Annotated in this window: 22 protein-coding genes and 1 pseudogene; 14 read left to right on the forward strand and 9 right to left on the reverse strand. The window is 72.6% G+C overall.

Annotated elements, in window-relative coordinates:
• Positions 1-24: 24 nt before the first annotated feature.
• Positions 25-1,209 carry an amidohydrolase family protein gene (locus I6A60_RS12920; RefSeq protein WP_203021725.1) on the reverse strand — a complete coding sequence of 395 codons (1,185 nt, stop codon included), beginning with the start codon at positions 1,207-1,209 and terminating at the stop codon, positions 25-27.
• Positions 1,210-1,326: 117 nt separating this feature from the next.
• Between I6A60_RS12920 and I6A60_RS12925 the strand changes: the two genes are divergently transcribed.
• Positions 1,327-2,349: an acyl-CoA dehydrogenase family protein gene (locus tag I6A60_RS12925; RefSeq protein ID WP_203042638.1), complete on the forward strand. Its 1,023-nt coding sequence runs from the start codon at positions 1,327-1,329 to the stop codon at positions 2,347-2,349.
• Positions 2,339-3,568: an acyl-CoA dehydrogenase family protein gene (locus I6A60_RS12930; protein WP_238435335.1), complete on the forward strand. Its 1,230-nt coding sequence runs from the start codon at positions 2,339-2,341 to the stop codon at positions 3,566-3,568. The genes I6A60_RS12925 and I6A60_RS12930 overlap by 11 nt, the downstream gene beginning before the upstream one ends.
• A gap of 110 nt (positions 3,569-3,678) precedes the next feature.
• Here the strand turns inward: I6A60_RS12930 and I6A60_RS12935 are convergent, their stop codons facing one another.
• Together I6A60_RS12935 and I6A60_RS12940 are read right to left on the reverse strand one after the other, a co-directional pair.
• The gene (locus I6A60_RS12935; RefSeq protein WP_203023738.1) at positions 3,679-4,182 is read right to left on the reverse strand and encodes a cupin domain-containing protein; all 504 of its coding nucleotides are present in this window, start codon (positions 4,180-4,182) and stop codon (positions 3,679-3,681) included.
• A gap of 75 nt (positions 4,183-4,257) precedes the next feature.
• Positions 4,258-5,268: an LLM class F420-dependent oxidoreductase gene (locus tag I6A60_RS12940; protein ID WP_203023739.1), complete on the reverse strand. Its 1,011-nt coding sequence runs from the start codon at positions 5,266-5,268 to the stop codon at positions 4,258-4,260.
• Between the two features lie 213 nt (positions 5,269-5,481).
• Between I6A60_RS12940 and I6A60_RS12945 the strand changes: the two genes are divergently transcribed.
• Both I6A60_RS12945 and I6A60_RS12950 read left to right on the forward strand, forming a co-directional pair.
• On the forward strand, positions 5,482-7,053 hold the full coding sequence (locus I6A60_RS12945) for a class I adenylate-forming enzyme family protein (protein WP_307873662.1): 1,572 nt from the start codon (positions 5,482-5,484) through the stop codon (positions 7,051-7,053).
• 118 nt (positions 7,054-7,171) lie between these two features.
• Positions 7,172-8,008, forward strand: a complete 837-nt coding sequence (locus tag I6A60_RS12950) for an SDR family NAD(P)-dependent oxidoreductase (RefSeq protein ID WP_203023740.1) — start codon at positions 7,172-7,174, stop codon at positions 8,006-8,008.
• 29 nt (positions 8,009-8,037) lie between these two features.
• Here the strand turns inward: I6A60_RS12950 and I6A60_RS12955 are convergent, their stop codons facing one another.
• From I6A60_RS12955 to I6A60_RS12970, 4 genes and pseudogenes are all read right to left on the reverse strand, one after another.
• On the reverse strand, positions 8,038-8,466 hold the full coding sequence (locus I6A60_RS12955; RefSeq protein ID WP_203023741.1) for a nuclear transport factor 2 family protein: 429 nt from the start codon (positions 8,464-8,466) through the stop codon (positions 8,038-8,040).
• Positions 8,467-8,499: 33 nt separating this feature from the next.
• Entirely contained in the window at positions 8,500-9,726 is a 1,227-nt protein-coding gene (locus I6A60_RS12960) for a cytochrome P450 (RefSeq protein ID WP_203023742.1), read from the reverse strand.
• A gap of 113 nt (positions 9,727-9,839) precedes the next feature.
• Positions 9,840-9,941 carry a hypothetical protein gene (locus tag I6A60_RS12965; RefSeq protein ID WP_307873665.1) on the reverse strand — a complete coding sequence of 34 codons (102 nt, stop codon included), beginning with the start codon at positions 9,939-9,941 and terminating at the stop codon, positions 9,840-9,842.
• A gap of 169 nt (positions 9,942-10,110) precedes the next feature.
• Positions 10,111-11,193, reverse strand: a pseudogene (locus tag I6A60_RS12970) (acetyl-CoA C-acetyltransferase); the annotation flags it as partial.
• A gap of 231 nt (positions 11,194-11,424) precedes the next feature.
• Here I6A60_RS12970 and I6A60_RS12975 point away from each other — a divergent pair.
• From I6A60_RS12975 to I6A60_RS13000, 6 genes are all read left to right on the forward strand, one after another.
• Positions 11,425-12,414, forward strand: a complete 990-nt coding sequence (locus tag I6A60_RS12975) for a helix-turn-helix domain-containing protein (protein WP_203042635.1) — start codon at positions 11,425-11,427, stop codon at positions 12,412-12,414.
• Positions 12,414-12,623 carry a hypothetical protein gene (locus tag I6A60_RS12980; RefSeq protein ID WP_203021548.1) on the forward strand — a complete coding sequence of 70 codons (210 nt, stop codon included), beginning with the start codon at positions 12,414-12,416 and terminating at the stop codon, positions 12,621-12,623. Before I6A60_RS12975 ends, I6A60_RS12980 begins: the two co-directional genes overlap by 1 nt.
• Before the next feature lie 21 nt (positions 12,624-12,644).
• Positions 12,645-14,213, forward strand: coding sequence for an acyl-CoA synthetase (locus I6A60_RS12985; protein WP_203021549.1), 1,569 nt, complete (start codon positions 12,645-12,647; stop codon positions 14,211-14,213).
• Positions 14,214-14,300: 87 nt separating this feature from the next.
• The gene (locus tag I6A60_RS12990; protein ID WP_203021550.1) at positions 14,301-14,957 is read left to right on the forward strand and encodes a TetR/AcrR family transcriptional regulator; all 657 of its coding nucleotides are present in this window, start codon (positions 14,301-14,303) and stop codon (positions 14,955-14,957) included.
• A 260-nt stretch (positions 14,958-15,217) separates the two neighbouring features.
• Positions 15,218-15,919, forward strand: coding sequence for a TetR/AcrR family transcriptional regulator (locus I6A60_RS12995; protein ID WP_203021551.1), 702 nt, complete (start codon positions 15,218-15,220; stop codon positions 15,917-15,919).
• Complete coding sequence (locus I6A60_RS13000) at positions 15,916-16,875, forward strand: enoyl-CoA hydratase-related protein (protein WP_203021552.1); 960 nt, start codon at positions 15,916-15,918, stop codon at positions 16,873-16,875. The genes I6A60_RS12995 and I6A60_RS13000 overlap by 4 nt, the downstream gene beginning before the upstream one ends.
• 118 nt (positions 16,876-16,993) lie before the next feature.
• Here I6A60_RS13000 and I6A60_RS13005 read toward each other — a convergent pair whose 3' ends face one another.
• Together I6A60_RS13005 and I6A60_RS13010 are read right to left on the reverse strand one after the other, a co-directional pair.
• Positions 16,994-18,241 (reverse strand): ABC transporter substrate-binding protein, encoded by a 1,248-nt coding sequence (locus I6A60_RS13005; RefSeq protein ID WP_203021553.1) that lies wholly within the window; start codon positions 18,239-18,241, stop codon positions 16,994-16,996.
• Between the two features lie 563 nt (positions 18,242-18,804).
• A complete protein-coding gene (locus tag I6A60_RS13010) occupies positions 18,805-19,902 on the reverse strand; it encodes a hypothetical protein (protein ID WP_203021554.1) in 1,098 nt (365 codons plus the stop codon).
• A 369-nt stretch (positions 19,903-20,271) separates the two neighbouring features.
• On the opposite strand from I6A60_RS13010, the gene I6A60_RS13015 reads away from it, so the two are divergent.
• The 4 genes from I6A60_RS13015 to I6A60_RS13030 all read left to right on the forward strand — a co-directional run bounded on the left by I6A60_RS13015 (position 20,272) and on the right by I6A60_RS13030 (position 25,179).
• Positions 20,272-21,924 (forward strand): FAD-dependent oxidoreductase, encoded by a 1,653-nt coding sequence (locus I6A60_RS13015; RefSeq protein WP_203021555.1) that lies wholly within the window; start codon positions 20,272-20,274, stop codon positions 21,922-21,924.
• 5 nt (positions 21,925-21,929) lie between these two features.
• Entirely contained in the window at positions 21,930-23,333 is a 1,404-nt protein-coding gene (locus I6A60_RS13020; protein ID WP_203021556.1) for a sensor histidine kinase, read from the forward strand.
• 227 nt (positions 23,334-23,560) lie between these two features.
• A complete protein-coding gene (locus I6A60_RS13025; protein ID WP_203021557.1) occupies positions 23,561-24,385 on the forward strand; it encodes a hypothetical protein in 825 nt (274 codons plus the stop codon).
• A gap of 77 nt (positions 24,386-24,462) precedes the next feature.
• The gene (locus I6A60_RS13030) at positions 24,463-25,179 is read left to right on the forward strand and encodes an HAD hydrolase-like protein (RefSeq protein ID WP_203021558.1); all 717 of its coding nucleotides are present in this window, start codon (positions 24,463-24,465) and stop codon (positions 25,177-25,179) included.
• Positions 25,180-25,289 lie beyond the last annotated feature (110 nt).

A 25,289-nucleotide genomic window follows, 5' to 3' on the forward strand; every position in this document is an offset into this window, starting at 1 on the left:
CGCTCCGGGCGGCGCCCTGTCGGCTCAGCCGAGCGAGATGCCCAGGACCTCGAGGGCGTTCTCCCGCGCGATCCGCAGGACGTCGGCCTCCGGCAGGCCGCCGAGCGACTCGGTCACGAAGTCCACCGGTGCGCGGGTGCCCTCGGCGTGCGGCCAGTCCGAGCCGAGCAGCAGGCGGTCGACCCGGACGTCGGCGACCAGTCGGTCGATGTGGTCCTCCCAGAACGGGGTGACCCACACGTGCTCGCCGAAGACCTCGCGCGGGTGGTCGGTGAAGTAGCCGGGGTTGCGGTTCGCGGCGTCGTCGAGCCGGTGCAGCAGGTCCGGAATCCACGACGCGCCGTTCTCGACGCTGGCGAAGCGCAGCGTCGGGAACCGGTCGAAGATCTTGTGGCAGACGGCGGCGGCGTAGAAGTCGGTGACCGCGCGGCCCTTGGTGACGATGCCGCGCAGCGGCGAACGGAAGATCGAGTTCTCCTCGCCGCCCGGCTCCCACATCTGCACCAGGGCGTCGTAGCCGTCGAGGCCGGCATGCGTCGCGACCGGGATCCCGGCCTCGGCGGCGAGCGCCCAGAACGGGTCGTACGCCGGCTCGAACGGCGAGCGGAAGCCACCGGGCACCGGGATCGGCGCGTTGCGGATGTTCACCGCGACGGCCCCGGCCTCGATCACGCGCCGCAGCTCCGCGGCGGCGGCGACCGGGTCGAGCATCGGGACGCACGGGACGGCGAAGATCCGCCCCTCGTAACGGAAGCCCCAGTCCTCGTCGAGCCACCGGTTGAACGACTCGAAGACCTTGGCGCAGGCGTCCGGGTCGGTCTTGAGCGCGTCCTCGACGCCGACACCCAGCGTCGGGAACAGCAGCGTGCCCGCGAGCCCCTGCTCGTTCATGACGGCCAGCCGGGCCTTGCGGTCCTGGTACTCCGGCGGCAGCGGCTCAAGCTCGCCGAACGCGTCCTTGATGGTCTGCTGGCGCGGGTTGCCCCGGTACCAGTCGTAGAGCGAGCCGGGCTTGGCGACGGGGTTGAACGTGGGGTTCGCGATGTAGTTGTTGATCTTCCCGCCGACCAGGATGCGCCGCCGGCCGTCGACGTCGGCCCACCGGACGCCTCGGTTACCCAGCCTGCGGTCCTGGTGGCGCGTGAAGGCATCGACGGCTTCGTAGTAGTGATTGTCGAAGTCGAAGATCCACGGAGCCGTCTGGTTCATCTTTGATCAGCCTCTCGTCCGCCATCGATCACCGGGCCCGCGGCTTGACGCCGGACCGGACAACGCCAGAGTATCGAAGTCGACACCAATGTCGAGTTTCTTTGATGTGAGGCCGTCCTGACTACCACGACAGCCAACGACGAGCTTCTCCAGCTGCGCGAGGCCCTGCGAGGGACGCTCGGCACCGAGGGCCAGGACCTCCAGCCCACGGTAGCCGCCGACTGGCGCCCGGTGTGGCCGGCACTGGCGGAACTTGGTCTGACCGCGCTGTGCGTACCGGAACCGCTCGGCGGGTTCGGCCTGCGGACCGACGCCGCCGTCATGGCGGCGATGGAGCTCGGCGCGGCCCTTTACGGGGGTCCGTACGCCGGGCTCACCGCGAGCGCGCACGCCCTGGCCCAGGCCGCCGGCGACGCCGCCGCGGACGAGCTGCTCGCCGGCATCCTGGCCGGCGAGCGGGTCTGCGCGTTCGGGCGCCTGGGGGCGGACGGGCGGCTCGCCCGGCTGGTCGACGGCGTGCCCGGGGCGGACGCCCTGTTGCTGCTCGATCAGCCCGGCGGCGGCCTGGTGCTCTTCGCCGACCCGGACGACTGGACCGCCGACCCGGCTCCGCACGGCTTCGACGTGTCCCGGACCTGCGGCGACGTCACGGTGAGCCCGGGGGCCGGACGCCGGCTCGCCCCGGCGGGCCAGGCGGTGGAGCTGTACGAGCTGCTCCTCGCCGCCGACGCCGTCGGCTGCGTGCGCCGGATGCTCGACCGCGCCGTCGCCTACGCCGGCCAGCGCCAGGCGTTCGGCCGGCCGATCGGCGGCTTCCAGGCGGTCCAGCACCGGCTGGCCGACCACGCCGTGCGGGCGCAGGGCATGACCCTCGTGGTCCGCGCGGCGGCCGACCTGTTCGACGCCGACCCCGTCCCGCTGCGGCGCGCGGTCGCGACGGCCGCGCTGAGCGTGAGCTCCGCGGCCCCGCTCATCCTGCACGACCTGCTCCAGCTCACCGGCGCGATCGGCTTCACCTGGGAGTACGGGCTGCATCTCTACGAGCGCCGGGTCCACCAGGACGCCCGCCTGGCGGCGAACCCCCGGGCGGCCCAGCGGTCGCTCGCCGAGCTTGAGGGATGGACGACCCATGCGCACTGACGTCGGGGCAGATCAGGCCGTCGGGGCCGTTGAGGCAGATCAGGCCGTCGAGGCGGACCTGGACGTCGAGGCGTACCGGGACCAGGTCCGGGCCTTCATCGCCGAGCACGGCGTACCCATGGTGGGCGAGGGCGTCCGGGTTCCGCGGGACGAGGCCGAGGAGAAGGCGATCCGGGCCTGGCTGCGGGCGCTCTACGAGGCGGGATACCTGGGCGCGGGCTGGCCGCCGGAGTGGGGCGGCCGGGCGGGCCACGTCCCCGTCCGCGACCTCGTGCTGATGGAGGAGCTCATCCGCGGGAACGCGTACCGCCCGCTGGACCAGGTCATGCTCGCCAGCCACGCGATCATCGAGTTCGGCTCCGACGCCCAGCGGCGCGAGCTGCTCCCCCGCATCCGCGGCGCGGAGCACATCTGGTGCCAGCTGTTCAGCGAGCCCGACACGGGCAGCGACCTGGCCTCGCTGCGCACCCGGGCCGAGCCTGACGGCGACGGGTTCGTCGTCACCGGTCAGAAGATCTGGAGCACCGACGCCCAGTGGGCCGACATGGGGATGCTGCTGGCCCGCACCGACCCCTCCGTCGACCGGCACGCGGGGCTCACCGCGTTCGTCATCCCGATGGACCTTCCCGGCATCGAGGTCCGCCCGATCCGCGAGATGACCGGCTACGCCGAGTTCTGCGAGGTGTTCCTCGACGGCGTGCGCCTCGGCCCCGAGCACGTCCTCGGCGCGGTGAACGGCGGCTGGAAGGTCGTCACCTCGGGCCTCGCCTCCGAACGCGCCTTCGTCGGCGCCAACGCCGTGCAGCTGGAGCGCATGTTCGCCGACCTGGTCGCGCTGGCGGGGGCCGCCCGGCTGCCCGACGGCACGGTCGCGCTGGCGCACGAGGACGTCCAGGCGAGGCTCGCCGGCGCGCTCGCCCGGGTCGAGGAGGTCAGGCTCATCGTCCGGGACACCGTCGACCGGGTCCTGGTCGACGACGAGCGCCCGAGCGACGGCCCGGTCGCCAAGCTCGCCTACACCGAGACCAACGTCGCGCTGTGCGACCTCGCGATGGAGCTGATCTCGTCCTCGGTCTCGATCGACGAGGACGGCGTCGCGGTCGCGGCCAGGTGGCACCACAACTTCCTGTGGGGCCGGGCCCTGACCATCTCGGGTGGCGCCTCGGAGATCATGCGCGGCCTCATCGGCCGCCAGCTGCTGGGCCTGCCACGGGCCTGACCGGGACCAGTGTGACCGGGACCAGTGTGACCGGGCTGTCGCGGCGACCCGGCCACGCTGGCCCCGGCCGCGCTGGCCGGGTCACGCGAGGCCGGGTCGGCTGGGCCGGGTCAGCTGGGCCGGGTCGCCGCCCACAGCTCGCGGTTCGCGACGGCGGCCTCGACGATCGGCTTCCAGCGCTCGGCGGTCTGGTCGGTGATCTTCATGTCGAAGCTCGTCGAGGTGCGGAACTCCAGCACCTCGGCTCCGTCCGGACCGGCGGTGTAGGCGTACGGCGCGTCGGCCGCGACGAAGAACCCGTCGCCCTTGCCCATGGTGCGGGTGCCCATGAGGATCTCCCCGGACACGACGTAGTAGAGGCAGTCGGCCGAATGGGTGTGGCGGGGCAGCCGGAAACCGGCGCCGAACCAGGAGTGGACGAGGCTGAACCCGTCCGGGCCCTCGCCCTTGAAGAGCACGGTGACGCGCTGCCCGGCGTCGACCGGCCGGATGTCGAGCTGGGTGTAGACCGCCTTGTCGATCGTCGGCGGCGTCATCATCCCGTCCTGCTCCAGGGTGGGCGCGCCCGCCGACGTGTAGAACTCCATCTTGGTGGTGCGCTGCTCGGACGACATCGGCTACTCCCAGCTACGAGGAACGTGTCCCGTCGGACCTGCTGTCAACGTTGTCGGGGCGCCGGCGGGCGCCCGTCACCAGAGGCTCGCGATCGGCTCCACCATCGCGAGATCGGTCGGCTCGATGATCATCGTGGTCACCGGGCCGTCGCGCCAGGCGGCGAGCTGGTCGGCGATCCGCGCCAGCGGGCCGACCAGGGCCAGGTCGTCCACGAGCTCGTCCGGCACGGCGGCGCAGGCACCGGCCCGGTCGCCGCCCAGGTAGAGGTCCTGGATGTGGTTCGCCTCGTCGACGTACCCGTAGCGGGCGACCAGCGCGGCGTAGAAGTTCTTCGACTTCGAGCCCATCCCGCCGATGTGCAACGCGATGCGGGGGCGGACCTGGTCGCGGCAGGCGTCGAGGTCGTCGCCGACGCAGGCCAGGACGGTCGGAGCCACCTGGAACCCGTCCGGCGCCTTCGCGAGCGCGTCGCCCCAGGCGTTGCTCCACCGGGTCGGGCTCCACAGGTACGGGAGCAGGCCGTCGGCCTCGGCCACGGTCATCGCCACGTTCTTCGGCCCGAGCGCGGCCACCAGGATCGGGGTGTCCGGCGCCGCCGGCAGGGTCGTGCGCAGCGGGCGGCCCTGGCCGGTGGAGCCGGGGCCGGTGTAGGGAACCTGGTAGATCGACCCGGAGAACTCGAGCCGCTCCTTCCCGGCCAGGGCCTTGCGCAGCACAGCCAGGTACTCCCGGGTCATCGGGACAGGCGGGTGGTAGGGCACGCCATGCCAGCCCTCGACCACCTGCGGGCCGGAGGCGCCGATACCGAGGACAAACCGCCCCTCGGACAGCTGCTGCAGCGTCAGCGCGGTCATCGCCGTCATGGCGGGCGTGCGGGCCGGCATCTGCGCGATCGCGGTACCGAGCCGCAGCCGGCTGGTCACCGCCGCGACGGCGGCCAGCGGGGTGAACGCGTCGCTCCCCCAGGCCTCGCCCGTCCACACCGAGTCATACCCCGCCTGCTCGGCCCGGCGCGCAACGGCGACGAGCGAAGCCGCGTCCCCGTGAATTCCGGCAAGGCTCAGTCCCAGCGCAATCTCCGACACGCGCGGCACACTAGTTCGATGACAATATCGATGTCAATGTCGACTTAAGGTGGACCCCGGCGGGCGGCGCGGCTAGCTTGTCCGGCGGAAGCACGTGCGGCCGCGGCCCGGCGGGCCGCTGAGTGGGATGGAACCGACTGACGGATGGATGCCACGACCAGACGGGTTTCGGCGGCGGCAGTCGAGGCGCTTCCGCGCGCGGGGGCGGACCGCGTGGCGCGCCATCGGGCCGACGGCTCGTGGGACGACCGGACGCTCGCGGACGGGATCGAGGCGGCGGCGGGTCGACGGCCGGACACCGTGGCGCTGATCGACGGCGACGGCCGGCTCGCGTGGGCGGGGCTGGCGGCGGCCGTCGCCCAGGGCCTCGCGTCCCTGCGCGGCCACGGCGTCGGGCCGGGCGACGGGGTCGTCCTGGTCAGCGGGAACACCCGGCACGGAGTGATCGCCTACCACGCCCTGCTGCGCCTGGGCACGACGGTCGCGGTGCTCGACCGGCGGTGCGGCCCGGCCGACGTCCAGGTCGCGCTCGACGCGCTGCCCGGCCGGCCGAGGGTCATCGTCGCGGCCGACGAGGCGGGGCGCCTCGGTGACGTGCTCGCCGGCGCCGAGACGCTGCCGCTGGAGCTCTTCGGGGGCGAGCCGGGCCCGGCCGCCCCGCCGACGTGGGACGAGCCGGACCGGGACCGCACCGCGGTCATCCTCTTCAGCTCGGGAACCACCGGCCGGCCGAAGGGCGTCGCGCACTCCCTCAACACCCTGACCGCGGGCGCCAGCAACATGGCGCGGATAACGTCCGCCGACGAGAGCACGGTGGCGTTCCTCATCAGCCCGCTGACCAGCATCACGGGGCTCATGCAGGTCCACCTGGCCGCGGACCAGCACGCGACGCTGGCCCTGGAGGACAGGTTCGAGCCGGCGGGCACCCTCCAGCGGATGGCGGCGGCGGGCGCGACCCTGCTGGGCGGCGCGCCGGTCATCGCCGAACGCCTGCTGCGCGCCGCCGCCGGCCCAGACGGTGCCGGTTCAGACGGTGCCGGTTCAGGCAGCGCCGAGACCCGCGGTGGCGTCACCCTTCGGACCCTCGCGCTCGGCGGCGCGATGCTGCCGCGCCCGTTGCTGGAGCTCGCGACCGACTCGTTCGGGATCGAGATCGCCCGGGTGTACGGCTCCTCCGAGGCGCCCAACTTCTCGGGCAGCCTGGCGACCGACGACCGCGAGCGACGGCTGTCCGACGACGGCGCGCTCATGCCGGGCGGCGAGGTCCGGATCGGCTCGGCCGAGCATCCGACGGAAGGGCTGCTGCGCGGGCCCAGCATGTTCCTCGGCTACCTCGACCCGGCGGACGACCAGTCGGCGTTCGAGGACGGCTGGTATCGGACCGGGGACCAGATCGAGGCGCATCAGGGCCGGCTGACCGTCGTCGGCCGGTTGAAGGAGCTGGTCAACCGCAACGGCCTCAAGGTCTCGCTGACCGAGATCGACGCGGCACTCGCGGCGCTGCCCGGCGTCGTGGAGTACGCCTCGTTCGGGATGCCCGACCCGGAGACCGGCGAACGGCTCGCGGTGGCCGTGCTGGCCGACGAGGGCGTCACGATCACGCTCGACGACGTCATCCGGTATCTGCTCGCGGGGGGACTGGCCAAGCGCAAGCTTCCCGAGCAGCTGGTGCGCTGGGACGGCCCGCTGCCACGGACCGCCTCCGGGAAGGTCGTCCGGTCCCGGCTGGTCATGGAGGCCCCGGCGAAGGACGGCGACCTGGCCCCCCGCCTGCGCCAGACCTGACCACCCCAGGAACCCCCACTCCCATGAGTTCGTGCACTTCCCGAGAGGATCCCGCGATGTCCTTGCGATCGCCTGTTCCGGCGCCCACCGCCCACCGCCGCGTGCCGGGGCTCGCCCGATGAGCGGGGCGCGCGCGGGACGGGTCGCCCTGGTCACGGGCGCCGCGGGCGGGATCGGCGGAGCGGTCGTCCGCCGGTTCGTCGCCGAGGGCGGGAAGGTGGTCGGCGGGGACATCGACGAGGCGGGCCTCGCGGCCCTCGGCGCCGAGCTGGGCCCCGAGGTCTTCGCGGGCGCCCGGTGCGACGTGACCGTCGAGGACGACGTGGCCGCGCTGGTGGCCCTGGCCACCGAGCGGTTCGGCGGCCTCGACGTGGTGGTGGCCAACGCCGGCGTGGGGACGTTGGGCGAGATCGCCGACCACGACTTCCGGGCCTGGCGCCGCGTCGTCGACCTCTGCCTGAACGGCGCCTTCCTGACGATCAAGCACGGTGGCCGGGCGCTGCGGGACGCGGGGCGCGGCGGGTCGATCGTCACGGTCGCGAGCCTCAACGCCGTGCAGCCCGGCCGCGGTCTCGGCGCCTACTGCGCGGCGAAGGCTGGCGCCGTGGCGCTGACCGAGGTCGCGGCGCTGGAGCTGGGCCGCCACGGCATCCGGGTCAACGCCGTGGCTCCGGGCCTGGTCCGCACCTCCATGACCACCTATCTGTGGCAGATGCCCGGCGTGGTCGAGGAGTTCGTCGAGAACGCCCCGCTCGGCCGGTTCGCCGAGCCGGAGGAGATCGCCAACGTGATCTACTTCCTGGCGTCCGACCAGGCTTCCTTCATCACCGGCGCGCTGTACGGCGTGGACGGCGGGGGACGCACGATGCGCTACCCCGACATGATCGGCGGGATGGAACGGGCGATGGCGGCCGCCGCGTCGCGACCGGGCCGGGCGCCGACGACGGCGAGCTGACCGGCCACGCCGCCCCTGGACCACGGAGCCTAGGTAGTGCGCGGCGCCTGGTCCTTGGGGCGGGCCGGGCGGTCGGCGAGACCGTCCGGCGTGACGAACTGGCACCGGCAGCGGCCGATGCGCCAGCCGTCCGGCGTCCGCACCAGGTCGTCGTGGTAGATCGCGTGGCGCGGGGCGCCGCCGGCCTGGTCGACGAACAGCAGGTTCCGGGTGGTCCGGGCCTGGTCCGGGCCCAGCATCTCGATGCTGGGCGGGCCGCCGAGGTGCATCCCGCCGGGCGCGGCCCGCATCATCGCGCGCAGCGCGTCGTGCCCGTCGAAGGACCGCCCGTAGACCAGATAGCTGGCGTCCGGGGTGAACAGCCCGACCCAGCCTTCGACGTCGTCCAGGTCGAGCATGAGGCAGTAACGGGCCACCAGGTCGCTGATGGCCACATGGTCCGCGGGAGCGGGGAGCATCAGCACTCCTTCTTGCCAGCCAGGCTTTGCCGGTCAGGCCATCTTGTAGCGGATCGGCAGGCGCTTCGGGCCGCCGACGAACAGGGTCTCCATGTACTCGGGGGTCCCGGCCAGCTCGATCGACCGCAGCCGAGGGACCAGCTCCGCGTAGAGCGCCTGGCCCTCCAGGCGGGCGAGGTGGGTGCCGAGGCAGTAGTGCGCGCCGAACCCGAACGCGACGTGCCTGTTCGGGCTGCGGCCGACGTCGAAGGCGTCCGCGTTCTCGAAGACGTCCTCGTCGCGGTTCGCCGACGGGTACGACAGCAGCACGGACTCCCCCGCCGCGATCGGCTGTCCCCGCACGACGGTGTCCTCGGTGGCCGTGCGCATGAACTGCTTCACCGGCGACACCCACCGGATCATCTCGTCGAACGCGGTCGGGACGAGGGAGAGGTCGCCGGACAGCCGCCGCCACTGGTCCGGGTACTCCAGCAGGGCGTGCATGCCGCCGGCCAGCGCCGAGCTCGTGGTGTCGTGGCCGGCCGTCGCGATCAGCACGTAGTAGCCGGCGGCTTCCATCTCGCCGATCAGCTCGCCGTTGATCCTTGCGTTGGCGATCACGGAGCCCAGGTCGTCCGTCGGGTTGGCCCGGCGATCCGCGATGACCGTCTGGAAGTACTGGAAGAAGTCGATCAGCGCGGCCATGTGCGCCTGCTTGTCGCCCTTGCGGGCCAGGTCCTCGTCGTCGGCGCCGAAGAGCTCCTGGGTGAGCTTGAGCATCCGGGGGAAGTCCTCCTCGGGCAGCCCGAGCAGCGACATGATCACGTACAGCGGGTAGTGCGAGACGACGTCGACGAAGAAGTCGCACTCGCCGCCGAGGTCGGCCAGCTGGTCGACGAACCGCTTGGCGAGCTCCTCGATCCTCGCCCGCAGCCGGCGGACACCGAGCGGCTTGAACCAGTCAGCGCTGATGTGCCGGTAGACCGGGTGGTCCGGCGCGTCCATCTGGACCAGGGACCGGATCGGGATGTCCTGGCGGGACTCGTCCTTCGGCTTCGGACCGAGCGCCGTGCGCGGGGCGTTGATCCAGAGCGCGGCGTCCCGCGAGATCGTCATGACGTCGTCGTGCTTGGTGATGGCCCAGAACGGGTTGTATTTCGGATGCTCGACCAGGTACACCGGAGACTCGCGGCGCAGCACCGCGGCGGCCGCGTAGAAACGCTCGTTGTCCGCGTACGCCCGGGGATCGGTGAAGACGGTGGCCGCTGTCTCGCTGTCCATGACCGGGTTCTCCGCATCTGCGCGCTGATCGCGTCCGCCGGACGCGGGTTTGGTAATCAAACTCGACGTCGACGTCGATAGTAACAGTGATCAAGCCCGGGTGGACTGGGTGCTCAGTCGAGGCGTTCGAGTATCGCGGCGATTCCCTGGCCGCCGCCGATGCACAGCGTCTCCAGGGCGTATCGCGCGTCGCGCCGGTGCATTTCCCGCACCATGGTCGCGAGTATGGGGCCCCCCGGGGGCGCGCCCCGGGGGGCCCACCAGCTGGCCGCCCCCGTTGCGTTGCCCCCGGGCCCCGCCGTAAAGCCCCACCCCCCCCCCCCGGGGCGCGCCGCCCCCCCCCCCCCCCCCCCCCCGGGCCGGCCCCCCCCCCCCCCCGGCCCCCCCGACCGGGTGGCCCAACGAGATGCCGGACCCGTTGACGTTCACCCGGTCCCAGTCCTTCTCGCCGAAGCCCCACGCCCGGCCGCAGGCGAGGACCTGGGCGGCGAACGCCTCGTTCAGCTCGATCAGGTCGAGGTCGGCCATCGTCAGCCCGGCGCGCTCGAGCGCCTTCGCCGTCGCGGGGACCGGCCCGATCCCCATCCGGGCCGGCTCGACGCCGGCGACCGCCCAGCTGACCAGCCGGGCCAGTGGCCGCAGGCCGAGCCGCTCCGCCTCGTCCGGATGGGTCACGACGCAGGCCGCGGCGCCGTCGTTCTGCCCGCTGGCGTTCCCGGCCGTCACCGTCGCGGCCGGGTCGGAGCGGCCCAGGATGGGCCGCAGCCCGGCCAGCTTCTCGATGGTCGTGTCCGCGCGCGGATGCTCGTCGGCGTCGACGACCACCTCCCCGCCACGGGCGGGGACCGCGACCGGGATGATCTCGTCGGCGAACCGGCCGGAGCGCTGGGCGTCGACGGCCCGCCGGTGCGAGCGCAGCGCGAACTCGTCCTGCTCCGACCGGGAGATCTCGTACTCGCGGCGCAGGTTCTCCGCCGTCTCGATCATCCCGCCCGGTACGGGGAACCTGCGGCCGCCGGCCGTCAGCCGCCCGCGGGCGAGCGCGTCGCGCAGCTCGACGGCCCCGCCGCGGATGCCCCAGCGCATCTCGGTGGAGTAGAACGCGGCGTTGCTCATGCTCTCGGCCCCGCCGGCGATCACCACGTCGGCGACCCCGGTCTGGACGAGCATCGCGGCCATCGTGACGGTCTGGACCCCGGAGCCGCAGCGGCGGTCGAGCTGGAGACCGGGAACGTCGATGTCGAGCCCCGCGTCGAGCGCGACCACCCGGCCCAGCGCCGGCGCCTCCATGGTCGGGTAACAGGAGCCGAACAGCACGTCGTCGACGTCCGAGCTCGCCAGGCCGGTCCGCTCCAGCAGGCCGCGCACGACGGTGGCCCCCAGCTCATGGGCGGCCAGCGCCTTCAGCGCGCCGCCGTACCCACCCACCGCCGTACGCACCGGCTCGCAGATCACCGCTGACCGCATCGTCATCCTCTCCGAGCCGGCTTCGCCCGCGGGCTCCGACCTCCCGCGGGCTCCGACCTTCCGAGCCACGGCCCTCTCGAGGCATAGCCCCCTCGAGCCCCTGCATCGATGTCGACATCAACCTCGATGTCTGGAAGACTAGCCTCGGCCGCCGGGCCTGGCAATGTTTGCGCGGCGCCTGATTCGCACTGCGCGAACGTCGGTAGCCGTAGACGCTACCGTCGTCACATCATGAGTAGACCGTCACCGCAGACAGACCGGCTCCTCGACCTGGTCGACCTGCTGTCCAGGCAGCCGACCGACGGGGTCACGCTGGCCGAGGTCGCCCGCGCGCTCGGGCTGAGCAAGGCGACCATCCATCCGATGATGGTGACGTTGACGCGGCGGGGCTGGCTGCTGCGTCATCCCGAGCGCCACACCTACCGCCTGGGCCCGGCGCTCGTCGCCGCCGGGCGCGTCGCCGCCCACGGCCACCCCGTCGTCGACGCCGCCCGACCGGTGGTGCGCGACCTGGCCGCGGCCACCGGGCTGACCTGCCTCGCGTTCGTCGCCGGGGCGATGCCCGGCGAGCCCGACGAGCTGCTGGTCGGCGAGATCGGGCAGCCGCCGCAGCCGCCGGTGGGCGGCGGCGGCGACGCGCATCGCTACCTGCGGCTGGGCGACCGGTTCCCGCGCAAGCCGCCGATCGGCTCGACCTGTGTGGCCTGGTCGGACGATCCCGGCGACGTCGAGCGGTGGCTCGACCAGCTGGGTCCCGAGCGCCCGGCCGACGCGCTCGCGCAGATCACCCCGAGCCTGGACGGGGTACGCGCGCGTGGCTGGTCGGCCGAGGTGGACAGCCAGCTGCGCGAACGGATCGACCTGCTCGCCAGCGAGCTCGGCGAGGACCAGCGCGGGGTCGAGCACGCCGCGGCGCTGCGCCGGATCCTGGGCGACGTGCACCGGCTCTTCGGCCTCGCCGACGCGCTTCCGGCCGTGATCGAGCCAGCGGGCAGCTACCGCGTCTCCACCGTGTGCGCCCCGGTGTTCGACGGCGGCGGCGACGTGGTGGTGGTGCTCGCGGCCATCTGCGCCTCCGAACAGCACCACGCGCCGCCCCGGACCGGCGCCGAGGTCCTGCTGCTCGGCGAGCGGGTCGCCGCGGCGGCCGGCGGCCTGACGGCCGCGACCCAGGGCCGCCCGCCGAGGACCTGGCGCCGCCGACCGCCAGCGTTCGCATAGTGCGGCTGTTGCTTCGCGCAATGCGCCGTGACACGCTGCGGTTCCGGCTCGCGGCCAGGGACATCCAGGCGGAGATCGGTGACGTGCTCGCCGGGACGTCACTCCCCCGCCCTGGTCACCTCGGCCGCGAGCCGGGCCCTGAGCCGACCGACGCTCGGCTTGCGCCCACGCCCGCCCTCGCTGACACGGCGGCCAGCGGCAAATCCTGACCACCTCGCGGAGAGCCTCACGTGTATCCGGGTCTGTACGCCGAGAAGAGCCCCGACAAGCCGGCGGTGGTCCTCAGCCCGGCCGGCGAGCGGATCGACTACCGAACGCTGGAGGCGCGGTCCCGCCAGTTCGCGCGGGTGCTGCGGGCCCGCGGGCTGCGTCCCGGGGACACCGTCGCGATCCTGGCCGAGAACCACGTGCGCTACCTCGAGGTCTACTGGGCGGTCATCCGGTCCGGGCTGTACCTGACCGCCGTCAACTGGCACCTGACGGCCCCGGAGGCCGCCTACCTGCTGAACGACTCGGCGGCCCGCGTCCTGGTGACCACCACGCGGTTCACCGACCTGGCCCGCGAGGTCGTCGGCCTCAGCCCGACCTGCGCGGCGGCGTTCCTGCTCGACGGCAGCGCGGCCGGCTTCGAGTCCTACCAGGACGCGGTCGCGGGGCAGTCGGACGCGCCGTTGGCGGACCAGCCGGCCGGCGAGGTGATGCTCTACTCCTCCGGCACGACCGGACGGCCGAAGGGCATCCGCCGGGCGCTGTCCGGGCTGCAGGTCGACGAGCCCGGCCGGATCAGCGCCTCCCGGATGGGCAGGGCACTGCTCGGGATCGGCGAGGACTCGGTCTACCTCACGCCGGCGCCGCTCTACCACGCGGCGGGCCTGCAGTGGTCGGCCGCCGCGCACGAGCTCGGCGCGACGCTGGTCATCATGGAACGCTTCGACGCCGAACAGCTGATGGCGGTGATCGAACGCGAGCGGGTGACCCACGTCCAGGTCGTGCCGACCATGATGGTCCGCCTGCTCAAGCTCCCCGCCGGCGTTCGGGCCCGCTACGACCTGTCCAGCCTGCGCTCGCTGGTGCACGCGGCCGCGCCCTGCCCGCCGGCGGTGAAGCGGCAGATGATCAGCTGGCTCGGCCCGATCGTCGACGAGTACTACTCCAGCACCGAGGGCTCAGGGATGACCTTCATCCGTGCCGCCGACTGGCTGGAGCACCCGGGATCCGTCGGCCGGCCCACCGTCGGCACGCCGCATGTCTGTGCCGAGGACGGCTCGGAGGTGCCCACGGGCGAGCCGGGACTGCTCTACTTCGACCGCGAGACGGCGCTGTTCGAGTACCACAACGACCCGCAGAAGACCCGCGAGGGCCGGCATCCCGCCCATCCGACGTGGACGACCTCCGGGGACATGGGCTACCTCGACGCGGACGGCTACCTCTATCTGACCGACCGCAAGAGCTTCACCATCATCTCCGGCGGGGTGAACATCTATCCCGCCGAGATCGAGGCGGTGCTCATCCTGCACCCGGCGGTCGCCGACGTCGCCGTGTTCGGCCTCCCGCACGACGAGATGGGCGAGTACGTCCACGCCGTCGTCCAGCCCGCGGCCGGCGTCGAACCGACACCCGAGCTGGCCGAACGGCTTCTCGCCTTCGCGGGCGAGCAGCTCGCCCGCTTCAAGGTTCCCCGGGTGGTGACCTTCCGCCACGAGCTGCCCCGCATGCCGACCGGAAAGCTCGCCAAGACCGCGCTGCGCCAGGAACACCTCGCGGCAGCCGGCGACGCGAGCACCCCGAGCCGAGCATGAGCCGAGCATGAGGCGGACCGCCGACCCTGGGAGCCGCCCGCCGGGACGCACGCAGTGGAATACCGAGGACAGCAAAGGCGGACGGCAATGCTCGTCGACCTGGAATTAGCCCGCCGCGGCGTGCCCACGCTGTCCGCGGAACGGCAGGCGACCCGGGACCGGCTCCTGGCGGCGGCCCGGGTGGTGTTCGAGCGTGACGGATTCAGGAAATCGCGGATCACCGACATCTCGCATCTCGGCGGCCTCGCGCATGGCGGTTTCTATCGTTACTTCGATTCCAAGGAGGCCGTCTTGCTGGAGCTCGCCGAGGCCGCGTCCGAACGGCTGGGCACTCCGTTCGACGGCGTCACGTTCGACTCCGACTCGCTCGACGACCTGCCAGACCTGCTCGCGGCCGGCATTCGCCGGTACCTGGAGGTCTTTCAGGACGAGGCACGGATACTGACCCTGCTCGGCGAGACCGGGCACCAGAACGAACGGCTGCGGGCCCGCTCCCGCGATCCGCGCCGTCCCGCGGTGGCCCGGCATGTGGAGCAGGTCCGTCGGCTGCAGCGGCGCGGGCTGGTCGACGGCAGGGTCAGCCCGGAGATCATGGTCTTCGCTCTCGTCGGCATGCTGGAGCTGTTCGCCGAGCGCTGGCTGGTGGACCGCACCGTCGCCGGTGACCTCGACATGGCCGTCACGCAGCTCACCCGGATGTGCCTGCACGCGCTGCGGCTGACGGGCCACCCCGCCCACCTGTGACGACGCGCTCGTAGACTCCCCCGACCGGGCGCTCCTCCATACAGCCCCACCCGTCGCCGCGGGCGGGCGTCGGACCGCGTCAAAGCCGACATTGACGTCGACTCCAATGCTCAGGGACGATGGGTCGCGCGGAAGAACGCTCTGTGCGGGCAGGGCATTACTATGCGTAAGATGCGATCCTTTGGCCGGCAGGTGGCCGACCGCGGCGTCGTCGCGGTGCAGGACGCCGACAGGGGGTTTCGGAGTGGCTGAGGATCGACGTGGCTGAGGGAGCCGAGCGCGCCGAGCCGCTGGCCTCGATCCCCAACGCGAGCCGGGGCTGGCAGGGCGCGGCCCGCAACAAGCGCCGGGGCACCGGGCGCACGAGCCGGGGCCGGCAGACCCGGGACCAGCTGGTCGACGCGGCCCGGGTGGTGTTCGAACGCGACGGCTTCCTGCAGGCCCGCGTCGCGGACATCTGCGACGAGGCCGGCGTCTCGCACGGCTCCTTCTACACGTACTTCGTCTCGAAGGAAGAGATCTTCCGCACGCTTGTCGACTCGATCGAGCTCGATCTGCTCACCGTCGAGCACGCGACCGACGACGACCACGACCCGGTCGGGCGCATCCGGGCGGCCAACGAGCACTACCTGCGGACCTACGCCGCCAACGCCGGGATCATGCGCGTCATCCACCAGGTCGCCACCATCGACGTCGAGGTCTGGCGGACCCGCTTCCAGCGCCAGGACGCCTTCGCGCACGCCATCGAACGGCGGATCCGGGCCCTGCAGGCGAGCGGCGTCGCCGACCCGGCCATCGAGCCGTACTACGCGGCCCAGGCCCTCGGCGGCATGGTCGCCTACTTCGCCGAACTGCTGTTCAACTCGCCCGACCCGGTCAACGCGGACACCGACACCGCTATCGAGGCGCTCACCCGGATCTGGCTCAACGCCCTGGGAATTCGCGAAAAGGACACGCAGTGACGGCAGACGACCAGGCCCCGGCGAGCAGTCTCGGCTACGCGCCAGCTGACGGCGACGTCGCGGAGGTGACCGACGGTCCGGTGGCGCTCCACATCGGGACCGACGGCGTCGGCGTGGTGATCCTGAACCGCCCGCAGCGGCGCAACGGCTGGAACCCCGAGCTTGAGCAGCGTTACTTCGAGGTGCTGGAGCTCGTCGACCGCGACCCCCGGGTCCGGGTGGTCATCGTGACCGGGGCGGGCACCACCTTCTGCCCGGGGGTCGACAGCGGCCGCCTCGAAGGGATCTCAAGCGACGGCCTGGACCTGACCGGGCGCCGCTCGCCGGTCCGGGCGTGGGCGCTGCGCAAGCCGATGGTCGCGGCGGTGAACGGCGCGTGCGCCGGCATGGGCCTGGTGCAGGCGCTGCTGTGCGACGTGCGGATCGCCGCGCGCGGGGTTCGTTTCACCACGGCCTTCGCGCGACGCGGGCTGGCGGGCGAGTTCGGCGTCACCTGGCTGCTGCCCCGGCTGATCGGGGCCGGGCGAGCGGCCGACCTGCTGCTGTCCTCGCGGGTCTTCGACGCGGACGAGGCGCTGACCCTTGGCCTGGTCAACCGCGTCGTCGAGCCGGGCGAGCTGGCCGCGGCGACCCGCGCCTACGCCGCCGACATCGCCGAGAACTGCTCGCCGACCTCGCTCGCGCTGCTGCGCCACCAGCTGCACACCGACCAGCAGGGTGACCTGGAGGCGGCGCTGGACCGCTCCTACCGGGCCATGGCGGTCGCCGTCACCGGTCAGGACTTCCGCGAGGGCCTGTCCAGCTTCCTGGAGAAGCGCAAGGCCGCCTTCCCGCCGCTGGCCGACGATCTCGACCCAGTCGCGGTCACCGGCGCGGACCTGCCGGAGCTCGACCTCGTCCCGCAGATCTCCCTGAAGCGGGTCTCGACCGACGGCCCAGGCTCCAGCGCCCGTTAGACGAGAACGACCGCCCAGCCCGGAGGCTGAGCGGTCGTCTCTGATCTCGGACGGCGGCGCGGACCTCGAACGGTGGCGCGGCCGACCTGCGGCCGGCGCCACCGCCGAGGCCGTCGTCTCAGGACGAGGCCGAGACCGTGACGCCGTCGATCACCGAACCACAGACCGGCGAGGCGTTCTTGACGGGCGTGAACACCTTGCCCTCAAGCTTCGTGACCCACAGGCAGTTGTCGGCACCGCCGACGCTGCTCGTCCGGTCGTTGATGTCGATCTTGTGGCTGCCGAACAGGCCGAGCGCGGTGAAGGCGTGGATGCCGGACAGCGCCTTGATCAGGGGAGCCGACGCGGTCTGGCCGCCGCTCGCCTTCAGGGCCTCGACCAGCAGGCCCACGGAGATGTAGCTGCTGTACATGGCGTACGTCGGCGCACCGTTGACGCCCCCGGCCTTGAGGTCGGCCGAGAACTGCTTGGTCGCCGCGGTCTGCATCTCGATCGGTTCGAACTGCATGCCGAAGTACGCGCCCTGCGCGTCGTTGATCGCGCCGGGGCCGGCCCCGAGCAGGTCGCCGCCGTACCCGGTCGGCAGCAGCGCGGCCTTGATGTTCACGCCCTGGTCACGAAGCGCCGTGATGAGCGCGAAGCTCGTGTTGGGGTCGATCTGGAGGGCCAGCCCGTCGACGCCGGCGCTCTTCATCGCCAGCGCGACAGGACCGATGTCGGTCGTGCCGAAGGGAACGGCGGCGTTCAGGTAGCCGACCTTGATACCGGCCTTCTTCGCCGACTCCCCCGCCGCCTTCGCCGTCTCAGCGGACGTCGGCGAGATTGCGTAGCCGAGGGCGCCGAGGGTGGTCACGCCCTGAGCCTTGAAGAACGTGCCCGCGGTCGTGGCGACCTTCGTGGTGTTCAACGCGCCCACCACGGAGAACATGTTGGGGGCCGTGATCCACTCGGGGCCGTCCTGGCCGTTACCCAGAACCGGGACGTTGTGCTGGGTGAAATAGGCGGACGTCGTGAAGGTCAGCGCCGACAGCGCGATGACGGCCGAGACGTGGTCGCGGGTGACCATCTTCTGCGCGGCGGCCAGCGCGGTCGTCGGGTTCGTGGCCGTGTCCGCGACGACATAGCGGATCTTGTAGCCGTTGCGGGCCGCGTACTGAACGCCGGCCTTCATTCCGTCCACGCTTGTCCGGGCCGCGGACGCCGCCGGGCCGGTCTGGTCCGTCAGCAGGCCGATGACAATCGACTTGCTGGGGCCGGCCGTGGCCGCGCCGGCGGTTCCGCCGGAGCTGGAACCGCAGGCCGCGGTTGCCGCGAGAGCGCTCGCGGCAGCCACGGCGACGAGAACGTTTCTTGACCTCGAACGCATTTCCTGGCCACTCCTGATTGATGTTCCGAGAACTTCAACGGCGAATGCGGGACAAACCTGGCATGCCCGGGCGATCGCCTTTGACAAGATCCTGGGAGAAATGCCCTGGCAACATGGCCGGGTCCTGTGGAGGTGCCCGCCGGCCGCCGTGGGCCGCCCGAGAGAGAGGGCCGCCGGCCCACGGTGTTAAGTAATGGGCGTCAGGACTCCAATCTTGCGGCGCGGGACGCTACGGCTTGGGGACCGGCGCCCGCAGGTGCGCCAGCCCCGAGATCGGTGGAACGCACGGTGCCTGACGCGAGGCAATGTATCGCAATGTTGAGGTCGACGTCGACCTCAAAGTTGGTCATGCCGCGCAGCGCCTGCGCCGCCTGGGGCGGCGCCGCTCCTCGCCGGCCTGACCGGGTCCTGGCGCAGGTCCTGGCGCCGTCCTGGCAGCCCGGACAAACCGGTCCGCGTTCGCACCCATCCGCCCGGCCGCCGGCTCCGAACACCTGTCGTCCGCCATCGGCGCGGGCCGCGCCGCGGGCCACCGTCAGGGGGGTGGCCCGCGGCGCGACCGGTCAGAGCCCGGTGGTCGGCGGGGGCTCGGCCGGAGGCGGAGTGGCTTCGCCGCCGCGGGCTGCGAGGGTCATCAGATGGTCGTCGGCGAGCGCGACGCCGAGGGCGAACCGGCTGCGGGTCCCGGTCTGGGCCATCAGCACGGAGATGTCGCGGCGGATCGTGCGGACGGGGACACCGAGGCGGACGGCGATCTCGGGATCGCGGGCGCCGGTGGCGAGCAGGTCGCAGATCGCCTGGCGGCGCAGCGCCGGCGACGGGTTCAGCTCGGCGGCGGTGGGGCTGGCGTCCGGGGCGCCCTCGGCGCCGACGCTGCCGGCGGGGTCGCGGGCGGCGTTGGCGTGGACGAGGTCGACAAGGCTGGTGACCAGGGCGACGAGGCCGGGCGACGTGAACGCGTAGCCCCCTCGGTCGAGCCGGGGAGCGTCGATCGGCACGAGGGCCGTCGCGTGGTCGACCACGACCGCGCGCAGCGGGACGTGCGGGTAGACCTGGATATGGCTCGGCGGCGGCAGCTGGACCAGGTCCGGCGGCACCTCGGGCGACGGGGTCCAGACTCCGGTGACGCGCACCCCGCGGCCCGCGGCCCGCACCAGGGCCCCGGCGACCTCGGCGCGGTCGTTCGCCGGGGCCGGCGCGCCGTCGAGCAGGAACCGCAGATCGGTCTGGGCGGACTCGGTGACCTCCGCCAGCCGGGCCCACATCTGCCGCGGGCTGAGCACCTCGTAGGCCCGGCTACGCCGGTGGTGCCGGCCGGTCAGGTAGTCCGCGAGCAGACCGGCGCGGGCGAGGGCGGCGCTTTCGGCCCGGTGCGCCTGGTGCTGGGTCCGAAGCTCCCTGGCCTGGCGGTTGGCCAGGACCGCGGCGGGGTCGCGGGCCTCCCACCTGCCGCCGGCGTCGGTCAGCAGGCCGGCGGCGATCTGGCGCCGCGCCTCCGCCTCGACCTGTTCCACCGGAGCGCCGGTGAGGCCGGCCAGGGTCGTCAGGTCGCTGCCGGGCTCGCGTGCCACCGCCCGGAACAGCCGCAGTCCCAGCTCGCCGAGGCCTAACAGCTCGTCGTCGCGCACGCCGCACGCCGCGCCCTTCCGCCCCGGGTTCATGGGCGGCGAGGACACGGTGGGGCAGCCCGGTCCAAGCCGCGACGACCCGAGCCCGGGATCGCCGTCTCCCCCCGTCACCGGCCGACAGGCCCGGTGTGCCGGTGAAACTAGTCGATGTCGCGCGCCCGGGCGCACCCAAACGTGCCAGATGCCCACTTTCGGACATTTGCGCGCGAAACTGTCCATGTCCTGTCCGGCATTTGCCCATCGGCGAACCGGTTGTGGACGGAAGGACAACACCCCCGGAGTCCCGGCACACGACGCCAGCGCTCGACGGCGCGAGCCGCCCGCCCGACAGAGCGCGAAAGTCGCCGATCCAGGCCGATTGATCATGAAAATAGTGCGCTCGGGAGCTAATAGCATGCCCCTATGCGCAGGCCAACGATCGTGACGGTCGACGACGACCCGGACGTCTCGGCGGCGATCAGCCGCGATCTCCACAGCCAGTACGGGTCCGAGTACCGCGTCGTCGCGGCCCTGTCCGGCGAGCAGGCTCTGGCGACGCTGGCCCGGCTGACCTTGCGCGACCAGCCGGTGGCCCTGATCGTCGCCGACCAGCGGATGCCCGCGATGACCGGCATCGAGCTGCTGCGCCAGGCCGAGACCCACGCGCCCGGCGCCAAGAAGCTGCTGCTGACCGCCTACGCGGACACGAACGTCGCCATCGCGGCGATCAACGACATCGGGCTCGACTACTACCTGCTCAAGCCCTGGGATCCGCCGCAGGAGCGACTGTTCCCGGCCATCGACGGGCTGCTCACGGACTGGCGGCACGCCAACCCGGACCGCGCCGGCGGCCTGCGCGTCGTCGGCCACCGCTGGTCGGTCCGCAGCCACGAGGTCAAGACGTTCCTGGCCCGCAACCACGTGCCGTACCTGTGGTTCGAGATCGACCGGGACGCCGAGGCGCGCCGCCTGGTCGAGCTGGCCGGCGCGACCACGGACGACCTGCCCCTGGTGCTGGTCCCGGACGGCCCGAACCTGCGGTCGCCCTCCCCACTGGACCTCGCCGACGCCCTGCGGATCCGCACCCAGGCCGAGCAGCCGCTTTACGACGTCTGCATCGTCGGCGGCGGCCCGGCCGGCCTGGCCGCCGCGGTGTACGCCGCCTCCGAGGGGCTCAGCACGGTCATCGTCGAGCGGGAGGCACCCGGCGGTCAGGCCAGCCAGAGCGCGGCGATCGAGAACTACCTCGGTTTCCCCAAGGGGCTGACCGGCTCCGACCTCACCCACCGCGCGGTCGCGCAGGTCTCCCGGTTCGGCGCGGAGATGGTGCTCGCCCGCGAGGTGGTCGGCATCGAGCCGCGCGGGCCGGTGCTGGGCGTGCGGCTGGCCGGCTCCGGCGAGGTCGAGGCGCGGTCGGTGGTCGTGGCGACGGGCGTCTCCTACCGGCGGCTGGCGGCGCCGGGCCTCGACGGGCTGATCGGCCGCGGCGTCTACTACGGCGCCAACGCCGCCGACGCCACGCAGTGCGAGGGGGACGAGGTCTTCGTCGTGGGCGCCGCGAACTCGGCCGGGCAGGCGGCGCTCAACCTGGCCCGCTACGCCAAGCGGGTCACGCTCCTGGTCCGGGGCGGTGCCCTGGAGGACTCCATGTCGAACTACCTGGTCGAGCGGATCGTCGCGACGGCCAACATCGAGGTGGCGCTGCGCAGCGAGGTCGTCGGCTGCGGCGGCGACTCCCACCTGGAGTCGCTGACCGTCGCCGACCGCGACTCGGGCGCCCGCCGGGAGGTTCCGGCGAGCTGGCTCTTCATCTTCATCGGCGCGGCGCCGCGCACCGAGTGGCTGGGCGAGGCGGTCGCCCGGGATCCCGCGGGGTTCATCGTGACCGGGCAGGACCTGACGACCCCGGCCTACGCCGGCCGGTGGGCGCTGCCACGTCAGCCGATGGCCCTGGAGACCAGCCTTCCCGGCGTGTTCGCGGCCGGTGACGTCCGGCTGGAGTCCATGAAGCGGGTCGCGTCGGCCGTGGGCGACGGCGCGATGTCGATCGCGCTGGTCCACCGGTTCCTGGGCTGACCGGGATGCGGGCGACCGACCTTCACGAGGTGGGCCTCTTCGACGGGCTCACCGACCAGCAGCTCGAACAGCTCCTCGCCGTGGGCGTCGAGCTGAGGTTCGAGGCCGGCCAGGAGCTGTTCCGCCACGGCGATCCCGCCGACTTCTGGTGGGTGCTGCTCGACGGCGCGATCGAGCTGGTGCGCCGGACGGCGCAGGACGAGTCGGTCGTCGGCCAGATGGCGAGCCCGGGCCGGTGGGCCGGCGGCTTCCGGGCGTGGGACGCCCGGGGCGTCTACCTGGCGACCGGGCGGGCGCGCACCGCGGGGCGGCTCTTCCGCGTCGCGGCGACGGATCTGCGCGAGCTGACCGAGTCGTGGTTCCCGTTCGGCATGCACATCATCGAGGGCCTGTTCGGGACCGCTCGCAGCATCGAGTCCGCCGTGCGCCAGCGCGACGCCCTGGTCACCCTGGGCACACTCGCCGCCGGCCTCGCCCATGAGATCAACAACCCGGCCGCCGCGGCCGCCCGGGCCGTGGCCGCGCTCAAGGACACCTGCGACACGCTCCTGTCGTCGCTGCGCCAGCTGGCCGACGGGGAGCTGGCGGCCGACCAGTTCCGGGCCCTGGACCAGCTGCGCGTCGAGGTGGCCGCCCCCGCGACACCGCTGGACCCGCTGGACCTCTCGGACCTGCAGGAGGACCTGGGGTCCTGGCTCACCGACCACGGGGTGGGCCAGGGCTGGTCGATAGCTCCGGTGCTGGCCAAGGCCGGGATCGACGTCGCCTGGTGCGAACGGGTGGCGGACGTGGTGACCGGCGCGGCCCTGGCCCCGGCCATCGTCTGGGTCGCGAGCACCTTCGCCGCCACCGATCTGCTGGGTGTGGTGAGCAGCTCGACGCGCCGGGTCTCGGAGCTCGTCGGCGCGGTCCGGTCCTACTCCCAGCTGGACCGCGCGTCGATGCAGGACACCGACCTGGTCGAGGGCCTGGAGAGCACCCTGGTCATGCTGGGCCACAAGATGCGCGGCGGCCTGCGGGTGGAACGCCGGTTCGGCCAGGACGTCCCCCGGATCAGCGCCTACGCCGGCGAGCTCAACCAGGCCTGGACGAACCTCATCGACAACGCGCTCGACGCCATGGACGGTGCCGGCACGCTGCGCCTCACCACCAGGCTCGACGGTGCCGCCGTCGTGGTCGAGGTCGGCGACACCGGCCCCGGAATGCCGCCAGAGGTGCGGGCCCGGGCGTTCGAGGCGTTCTTCACCACGAAGGACGTCGGCAAGGGCACCGGGCTCGGCCTGGACATCGTCCGGCGCATCATCGAGGAACGGCACGGCGGAACGATCGGCATCGACTCACGGCCCGGCGACACCGTGGTGTGGGTCAGGCTTCCGACCGACCACGCCTCCTCCCCCGCGCGGCCGTAAACATCCGGGCCTGAGGTACTCGCGCACCATGAACTTCTACAGATAAATAGAAATGCAGGCTGGGCCTGAAAGCACTGCGTGGCGGCGGGTGTTGACATCGTATTCACAGGATTCTTTCTGTAGCTTGCCGCGTATATGGGGTAAGAGACTGCCCCGACGGCTCTTGACCGCGACGGCAATCGCCGCGGCCCTTGGCCCGAACCGCCGTTCACAGAAAGGGCACCGCCATGCCATTCAAGTACGGTCGACGCGCGCCGAAGCAGGCTCCGGCGCTGCGACTGAGCACCTTCGTCGCCCCGTCGGCGCTGGGCCGCAAGCCGGTCCCCACGCACCCGAAGACCGAGGACTACCTGGCGAAGCTCAGCGGCTGGCAGGTGCTCGGCAACGACGTCGCCGGTGACTGCAACGCCGTCACCTGGGCGAACCTGCGCCGCCTGGTCACCGCGAACCTCTCGACGGAGAGCTACCCGTCCCAGCGCGAGGTCTGGGAATTCTACCAGACCCAGAACCCGGGTTTCGACCCCGCGGGCACGGCCGACGACAACGGCCCGGGCAGCGGCCAGGACCAGGGCATGGAAATCCAGACCGGCCTTGAGTACCTGCATGACACCGGTGGCCCCGACGGGGTCAAGGCGGTGGCCTTCGCGACCGTCGACCACACCAACGCCGCCGAGGTGCAGGCCGCGCTCGCCATCTTCGGCGGGATCTGGCTGGGCATCACCGTGCTCGACGCCAACCAGGACGAGTTCGCCGCGCACAAGCCCTGGACCGACGTCCGCGGGTCGAAGATCGACGGCGGGCACGCGATCCTGGCCGGCGGCTACACGCCCGACGTCCGGTTCATCACCTGGGGCACCGAGACCGAGTTCGCGCCGTCGTTCTGGAACGGGAAGGTCCAGGGCACCCCACTCGTCGAGGAGGCCTGGGTGGTGATCTGGCCGGAGCACCTGGGCTCGAGGACGTTCCTGGAGGGCGTGAACCTCGCGCAGCTGGAGGCCGACTACAAGGCCGTCACCGGGCGGACGCTGACCCTTCCGCCGGCCGAGGTATAGCGGCGAGAGATCCGTCATACCCGGCGGTCGTATTCTCGGCGAATCTCGCGGCCACCGGGTATGACAGGATTTCGGCTGTGGCTGTGCGGCTGGTGCTGTGGGACCTCGACCTGACGCTGATCGACACCCGGGGCATGGGGCGGGTGGTCTACGAGCGCGTGTTCCCGGGCGTCACCGGCCTGCCGATGCGCGACGTGGCGATGCTGTTCGGTGGGCGCACGGAGCTGGAGACCGTCCGGGACACCCTGGAGCTGCACGGCCTGCCGGCGACGGACGAGCTGGTCGACGGCCTGCTGGCGGCGCTGGCCGAGGGGTTCGCGGCGGCCCGCGCGGAGCTCACCGCCAGGGGCGTGGTCCTGCCCGGCGCCGTGGCGGCGCTGGTCGCCCTCGCGGACCGGCCCAGGCTGTGGCAGAGCGTGCTGACCGGCAACACCCGGGCCGTCGCGGCGATCAAGACTGAGGCGTTCGGTCTGGACCCCTACCTGGACCTCTCCCTCGGCGCCTTCGGGGACGACCACGCCGACCGGTCGGCCCTGGTCGACGTCGCCCTGGAGCGGGCCCGCCACCACCTCGGCGAGATCATCGCCCCCCAGGACGTCCTGCTCATCGGCGACACCGTCAACGACGTCACCGCGGCCCAGGTCTCGGGCGCGCAGCTCGTCGCCGTCACCACCGGCCGGTACTCCGCCGCCGACCTGCGCGCCGCCGGCGCCGAGACCATCCTGGCCTCGCTCACCGAGCTGCCCGCGCTGCTGCCGGCCCTGATCGAGGACGACCCGGTCCCGACCGGCTGACCGCGCGGCACAAACACGGCGAGCCCCGGGCCCCGGGGGGGGGGGGGGGGGGGGGGGGGGGGGGGGCGCCCGGCGGGCGGGCCGGGCCGGGGGCGGCGGGGGGGGGGGGC

The sequence above is a fragment of the Frankia sp. AgB1.9 genome (assembly GCF_016786355.1).
Lineage (GTDB): Bacteria > Actinomycetota > Actinomycetes > Frankiales > Frankiaceae > Pseudofrankia.